We start from the raw sequence: 6,831 nt of genomic DNA on the forward strand, positions 1-6,831 counted from the left end.
ATCCGGGCGGAGATGTCGGTGGCCCGTGCCACGATGCCCGCATGGTCCTGGGGAGAGCGGCCGTACTCGGCCCGACGTCCGACGCCGGCACTGCCCCGCCGGCGTCGGGGTCGGAGTCGGCGGCGGACCTGTTCGGCCGCTCGGCGGAGCTCGCCGAGCTGCACGCCGCCCTGGACGGTGCCCGCGCCGGCCGGGCGGGTGCGGTGCTGCTGGCCGGGGACGCCGGGATCGGGAAGTCCCGGCTGGCCGCCGAGCTCGCCGCGCACGCGGCCGCGGCCGGCACGACGGTCGTCGTGGGCCGGTGCCTGGACACCGGCCCGGCGCCGCTGCCCTACCTGCCGTTCTCCGAGGTGCTCGCCGGACTGCCGATCGGGCCGGCGGAGCTGGTCGCCGACCGGCCGGCGCTGGGCGGGCTGGTTCCCGGCGACGCGCCGGCACCGGACGCCGCCCGCGGGGACCGGGACCTGGACCGGGCCGCCGTGTTCGACGCCGTGGCGGGCGCGCTCCGGGCCGCCGCGCAGGACGCGCCGCTGCTCGTGGTGCTCGAGGACCTGCACTGGGCCGACGGCTCGAGTCGCGAGCTGCTCAGCTACCTGCTCGCCCGGCTCGGCTCGCAGCCGCTGCTCGTGCTGGCCACCTACCGCGCGGACGATCTGCACCGCCGGCATCCGCTGCGCCGGACCCTGGCCGAGCTGGTCCGGTTGCCCCCGGTCCGGCGGATGGAGCTGGGCCCGCTCCGGTCCGGTGCCGTGCTGGAGCTGGTCCGGGCCCGGGCCGCCGCGTCGGCGACCGGGCTCGGCGACGACGTGCTGCACCGGATCGCCGACCGCAGCGGCGGCAACGCCTTTTACGCCGAGGAGATGGTCTCGGCCGGGCGCGCCGAGCTGCCGGACGCGCTCGCCGACGTCCTGCTGACCCGGTTGGACCAGCTCTCCGAAGCGGCCCGCGCGGTCCTGCAGGTGGCCTCGCTCGCGGAGCGGCGGATCCCGCACGACCTGCTCCAGGAGGCGGCGGGGCTGCCGGCCGACGAGCTCGCGGCCGGGCTGCGCGAGGCCGTCTCGCACCACGTCCTGGTCCCGGTCCGGCCCGGCGACGAGGGCGCGGACGCCTACGCGTTCCGGCACGCGTTGCTGCGCGAGGCCGTGTACGACGACCTGCTCCCCGGCGAGCGGGTCCGGCTACACGGGAGGCTGGCCGAGCTGCTCGCGGGCCGTGACCGGCCGGGGACGGCGGCGGAGCTGGCCCGGCACGCGGTCGCCGCGCACGATCTGCCGCGGGCGCTGGCCGCATCGGTCCGGGCGGCCCGGGAGGCCGAACGGCGGCACGGGCCGGCCGAGGCACTGGTGCACGCGGAGCGCGCGCTCGAGCTCTGGGCCGCGGTGCCGGACCCGGAGGGGGTGGCCGGGCTCCCGGAGAGCGTGCTCACCGGGGACGCGGCGTGGGCGGCGAGCGGCTCCGGGGACCCCGACCGCGGCATCGCGCTCGGGCTGCGGGCCGTGCGGGTGGCCGACGAGCGCGAGGGGCACCGGGCCCGGGCCGACACCCGGGTCCGGTACGCGCTCCGGCTGCTCGACCACGGGAGCGGGCCGGTCCGGTCTGCGGAGGCGACCGAGGCCGCGGCGGCGGCCGTCGAACTGCTGGCGGACGAGGCGCCGGGTCCGGAGCGGGCCTGGGCGCACGCGGCACTGGCCCGCGTGCTGCTCACCGCCGATCACGCCGAACCGGCCTGGGAACACGCCCGGGCCGCCCTCGACGCCGTCCGCGCGGCGGATCCGGCGGACTGGACCGCCGCAGAGCGGCGCGACCTGACCGCGGCGCACGCGGACGCGCTGGCCACGCTGGCCTTCTGCACCCAGCGGGAGGGCGACCCGGCCCGGGCCCGCGACCTGCTCGCCGACGCGGCCGCGTTGGCCGAGGCCTCCGGGAACCGGGCGGTCGAGCTGCGGACGGTCTGGAGTCGCGGCGTGTCGTTCCTGGAGGACAGCCTGCTCGACGCCGCGGCCACCGAGTTCGACGACGGCTGGCGGCGCGCCGTCCGGTACGGCCTGTCCTGGGCGGGGTACGGGCTGGAGTTCGCGCTGGTGCGGGTGCGGGTGGCCTTCCAGCGCGGCGACTGGGACACCGCGGCCGATCTCGCCGGGGTCGCGGACCCGGCCGTCCCGGTCCGGGTCGCCGGGGTGCTGCCTGCGGCCGGGGCCCTGGTGACGATGGCCCGCGGGGACCTGGACGGCGCCGAGGAGCTGATCGCCGCCCTCGCCGAGCAGCCCGGACCACGGTCGTTCGACCAGCTCGCGCTGCTGCTGGGGATCGTCGGGACGGAGGCGGCACGCTGGCGCGGCGACCCGGGACTCGCCGCCCGGCGGGCCCGCAGCACCGTCGACGAGCTGCGCCGCGACGACCCGGGGCACCTCGTCCTGATCATGGTGAGCGCGCTCGGCGCGGCCGCGTACCCCGATCTCGCCGCCGCGGCACGGGCGTCCGGGGCCCCGGACGCCGAGGCCCGCACCGCCGCCGCGGAGATGGTGGCGTCCGCGGAGTCGGCCACCGAGCGAGGGTTGCCGCGCGGCAGCGGGCTGGGCGCCGAGGGCCGGGCGTGGCTCGCCCGCGTGCACGCCGAGGCCGGTCGCGCCCGCGGCATGCCGGACCCGGACGCCTGGACCCCGGTCGTCGAGACGTTCGCCGGCTACGGCGACGACTACCGCGCCGCAGAGGCCCGGTACCGGCGGGCGGCGGCGTACCTGGAACGCGCGGCCCGGGGTGGTGCGGCCGGGACCAGGGCCGCCGCGGGCGACCGACGCGCCGCAGCCGAGGACCTCGCGGCCGCAGCCGCGACGGCCGCGCGCCTCGGTGCCCGCCCGCTCGCCACCGCCGTCGCCGAGCTCTCCGCGCGGGCCGGGGAACCCACCGGCGTCCCGCCGACCGGGACCGGGGCCACCGGAGCAGCAGCCGCAACCGGCGGGTCGGCTGCCGCCGGCGGGGCAGCCGCAGCCGGCGGGTCCGGCGACGCCGCCGGGGCAGCGGCGGAGCTCAGGCCGACCCCGCTCACCCCGCGCGAGCAGGCGGTGCTGCAACAGGTCGCGTACGGACTGACCAACCGGGCGATCGGCGAGCGGCTCTACATCAGCGAGAAGACGGTGAGCGTGCACCTGTCCCGGGCGATGACGAAGCTCGGCGCCTCGGGCCGCGCCGAGGCGGTGTCCGTCGCACACGCGCGGGGGTTGCTGCCGCCGCACCGGTGACGGCCCGGCCGGCCCGCCGACGGCCCACGCGGCCCGTGACGCACACCACCACTTCTGCCTAGTGTCGGGTGCGGCCGCAGCGGTGCGGCCGGGAGGGACGGCGACGATGACCGACGCAGCCACCACCATCGATCTGTCCGACGTCGACGGCTTCTGGGGCGCCCCGATCGCAGACCGCGCGGCGGCCTTCGCCGCGCTCCGGGAGCGCCCCGGGATCAGCTGGTTCGAGCAGCCCGCGACACCGATGCCCGATCCGGGATCCGGCTACTACGCGCTCACCCGCTACGAGGAGATCGTCGAGGCCAGCCGCGCCCCGGGGGTGTTCCGGTCCGGGCCCGGCGCGACCTCGGTTGCGGACATGCCCGCCGAGTTCCTGGAGTTCTTCGGCTCGATGATCAACACGGACGACCCGCGGCACGCCCGGCTGCGCCGGATCGTCTCCCGAGGGTTCACCCCGCGCCGGCTCGCCGGGCTGCAGGACCACATCGACCGGACCGCGTCGGCGATCGTCGACGACCTGCTGGCCGCGGGCGAGTGCGATGCCGTCGAGGCGATCTCCGCGCGGCTGCCGCTGACGATCATCTGCGAGATGATGGGTGTCCCGGAGAGCCACTACCGGTTCGTCTACGACCGGACCAACGTCATCCTCGGCGCGGCCGATCCGGAGTACGTCCCGGACGCGGAGAACATCGCCACCGCACTGCTCACCGCGGGCGGCGAGCTGGCCGCGCTGATGCGCGAGCTGGGCGACCGCAGGCGCGCCGAGCCCACCGACGACGTCACCTCGGCGCTGGTCAACGCCGAGATCGACGGCGAGCGCCTCACCCCGGACGAGCTCGCCAGCTTCTTCGTGCTGCTCGTCGTCGCCGGGAACGAGACCACCCGCAACGCCACCAGCTGGGGTCTGGACCTGCTCACCCGGCACCCCGAGCAGCGGGCCGCCTGGCTGGCCGACCCCGCGGGCGTCACCCCGACGGCGGTGGAGGAGATCGTCCGCTGGGCCTCGCCCGTGATCTACATGCGGCGCACGCTGGCGGCACCGACGGTGCTCGGCGACACCGAGCTGCCCGACGGCGCCAAGGTCGCGCTGTTCTACTGGTCGGCCAACCGGGACCCGGAGTACTTCCCCGGAAGCAGCCCCGGCGGGACGAGAACCAACGCCGGCCCCGAGGCGTTCGACGTCCGGCGCTCGCCGAACCCGCACCTGGGCTTCGGCGGGCCCGGCCCGCACTTCTGCCTCGGCGCCCACCTGGCCCGCCGGGAGCTCACGGCGCTGTTCACCGAGCTGCTGCGGCGCGCGCCGCGGGTGGCCACCACCGGTGAACCGCGCCGGCTGCGGTCGATGTTCATCAACGGCATCACCCGGCTGCCGGTGACCGCGGACGGAGGGAAGGCGGTCGGCGCCTGATCGCCCGCTCCCCCGTACCCGCGCCCGCGCCTGTGGCCCGGATGCCCCGGGGGGACCCTCGCCTCTGCCAGGGCACCGAGGGCGCCCCCGGAGGCTCGGGCCAACGCCGCGCCCCACCGGCGAGCGGCACGCCAGCCGTCCTTCCATCAGAGGGCGACGACCGTGGTGAACCCCCGGGCGTGGAAGGGAGCTGCCGGCCGACGGCCGACGGCGCCGCAGCGGAGTGACACCCGATCACGGGCCGTAGTGGCTCGGTCGGCGCACGGGCGCGGCCGTCATACGGTCGGGTGGAGTAGTCACTCCGACGATTGGCGGATGACGATACGGGATAACACCATGGTCACCCGACACGACCTAGCAGGCACAGACGGAACCGGCGGCGCGCACCGGGACCCGAGGCCCGTATCGACTCCCCGAGATCGTGGTGATCGCCATGTCCGCGCCCGTCGTCCGCATCCCCAGCCCGCGCCACCCCGTCGGCAGCGCGGCGACCGCCGCGCGCGGCACGCACAGCGCCGGGATCGCCGTCCCGGCACCGCGGGCCCCGCAGAACCCGGCCGACGGCGCCGCGCACCGGCTCGCCGTGCCGGCGCCACGACCGGCGTCACCGCGTGCGACGGCCGCGGGCCCGGCCGGGCCGCCCGGACCGGGCCGGAACGACACCCGGCCGCCGGCCCACCCGGCAGCGGCCGGCCGGCATCGCGCCGGCGCTCGCCGAAGCCTCGATGTCCCGGGCGCCGGTGTCCGGGGCGCGGCCGTGTCGCCGTCGGGGCGCGCGTTCCTCGCCGTCGCCCGGGCCGGCAGCCTGACCACCCTGGCCGCGATGGTGGTGCTGGCCGCCGCGGTCGCCGGCCTGGCCGACGGCGCCGTGCCGACCGGCCCGGCGGCCGAGGTCACCACCACCCTGCGCTGACCGGCACCGACAGGTGCGGCGCGTCTCAGGCAGCGCCGCGCGCCTCGGGCTCGGACGTCAGCACGTGGTCCACCAGGTCCATGACGAGCCGGTTCCCGCCGAGCCGGTAGCCGAAGTCCTCCCAGGACAGCAGCTCGCGGGAGATCAGCTCGCCGACCGGGCCGGGATAGACCCGGGTCGCCCGGAACGCGGCAGCCCGCATCCGCATCTTCTCGTGGTGCTCCATGGGCGCGGGAGCGCTCATGCCCTCACCTCCGCGATCGGTGGTTGCTCATCGGCGCGCTCTCGGCGCTGAGTCACCCGCCGCCCTCCATGCTGACGGACGCGGGGAGGTTCGCCTCCCGGAGTGCTCAGCGTCTCACTCGCACGACACCCCGTCTTGACCCCGTGTCGACCGGTTGTTGCACGGCCGATCACCGGCCCGGGCAGCACCGCGGCACTACGGTGGCGGCATGCCGGACCGCACGCGTGACCTGCTCTGGTCGGACGTCGAGACCATCTACGACAAGATCCTGGCGCACCCGTTCGTCACCGGGCTGACCGACGGGACGCTCCCGCACGAGACCTTCCGGCACTACATCGTGCAGGACGCGCACTACCTGCGCGGGTACGCGAAGGCGCTCGCGGTCTGCTCGGCGAAGGGCCCCGGCGAGGACGAGACCATGATGTTCGCCGAGCACGCCGCCGGGGCGATCGCCGCCGAGCGCGAGCTGCACGCCGACCTGCTCGGCGCGCTCGGTCTCAGCTCCGAGCAGGCCCGGGCGCTGCCGGTCGCGCCGGCCACCCGGGCGTACGTCAGCTACCTGCTCGCCACCGCACACGGCGGGTCCTACGCCGAGGGGGTCGCGGCCGTGCTGCCCTGCTACTGGATCTACGCGAAGGTCGGCGAGCACCTGGTCGGGACCGGCTCGGCGGACCCGCTCTACCAGCGCTGGATCGACATGTACGCCGGTGACGAGTACCGCGCCGTCGTCGAGGCCGTGCTGGACGCCACCGACCGGGTCGGGGCGACCGTCTCGGACACCGAGCTCGGCCTCATGCGCGAGCACTTCACGACGACGTCACGCTACGAGTGGATGTTCTGGGACGCCGCCCACCGCCGGGAGGAGTGGCCTGTCGGCCCGTGAGTGGTTATCGCGGTCCGGACCGCGTGTCCTGTCTCAGCACATCTGCGACAGATCTGTCTCAACACATCGAGGACAGGTTGTTGGTGGTTGTGGTCCGCTGGTAGCGGACGCTGCGGTCGAGGGTAAGGCTGGCGGTGACTGCGT

Annotated in this window: 5 protein-coding genes; 4 read left to right on the top strand and 1 reads right to left on the bottom strand. The window is 76.5% G+C overall.

From position 1 onward, the window contains the following. The first annotated feature begins 41 nt into the window (after positions 1-41). The 3 genes from ACLFMI_RS09180 (at position 42) to ACLFMI_RS09190 (ending at position 5,560) form a co-directional block, all read left to right on the top strand. Positions 42-3,239 carry a helix-turn-helix transcriptional regulator gene (locus ACLFMI_RS09180; protein WP_410947317.1) on the top strand — a complete coding sequence of 1,066 codons (3,198 nt, stop codon included), beginning with the start codon at positions 42-44 and terminating at the stop codon, positions 3,237-3,239. 106 nt (positions 3,240-3,345) lie between these two features. Next, a complete protein-coding gene (locus tag ACLFMI_RS09185; RefSeq protein WP_410947318.1) occupies positions 3,346-4,647 on the top strand; it encodes a cytochrome P450 in 1,302 nt (433 codons plus the stop codon). 433 nt (positions 4,648-5,080) lie between these two features. Then, positions 5,081-5,560, top strand: coding sequence for a hypothetical protein (locus tag ACLFMI_RS09190; RefSeq protein ID WP_410947319.1), 480 nt, complete (start codon positions 5,081-5,083; stop codon positions 5,558-5,560). 25 nt (positions 5,561-5,585) lie between these two features. On the opposite strand, the gene ACLFMI_RS09195 is transcribed toward ACLFMI_RS09190, so the two are convergent. Then, the gene (locus ACLFMI_RS09195) at positions 5,586-5,804 is read right to left on the bottom strand and encodes a hypothetical protein (RefSeq protein WP_410947320.1); all 219 of its coding nucleotides are present in this window, start codon (positions 5,802-5,804) and stop codon (positions 5,586-5,588) included. A 208-nt stretch (positions 5,805-6,012) separates the two neighbouring features. Between ACLFMI_RS09195 and tenA the strand changes: the two genes are divergently transcribed. Beyond that, positions 6,013-6,687: a thiaminase II gene (tenA, locus tag ACLFMI_RS09200; protein ID WP_410947321.1), complete on the top strand. Its 675-nt coding sequence runs from the start codon at positions 6,013-6,015 to the stop codon at positions 6,685-6,687. The last annotated feature ends 144 nt before the right edge of the window (positions 6,688-6,831 follow it).

This window comes from Pseudonocardia nantongensis (genome assembly GCF_046546495.1).
Taxonomy (GTDB): Bacteria; Actinomycetota; Actinomycetes; order Mycobacteriales; family Pseudonocardiaceae; genus Pseudonocardia; species Pseudonocardia nantongensis.

Excerpts from the sequence above, each read along its gene's own strand:
- ACLFMI_RS09180 (WP_410947317.1), top strand. The coding sequence starts at position 42 with ATGGTCCTGGGGAGAGCGGCCGTACTCGGCCCGACGTCCGACGCCGGC.
- ACLFMI_RS09185 (WP_410947318.1), top strand. The coding sequence starts at position 3,346 with ATGACCGACGCAGCCACCACCATCGATCTGTCCGACGTCGACGGCTTC.
- ACLFMI_RS09190 (WP_410947319.1), top strand. The coding sequence starts at position 5,081 with ATGTCCGCGCCCGTCGTCCGCATCCCCAGCCCGCGCCACCCCGTCGGC.
- ACLFMI_RS09195 (WP_410947320.1), bottom strand. The coding sequence starts at position 5,804 with ATGAGCGCTCCCGCGCCCATGGAGCACCACGAGAAGATGCGGATGCGG.
- tenA (WP_410947321.1), top strand. The coding sequence starts at position 6,013 with ATGCCGGACCGCACGCGTGACCTGCTCTGGTCGGACGTCGAGACCATC.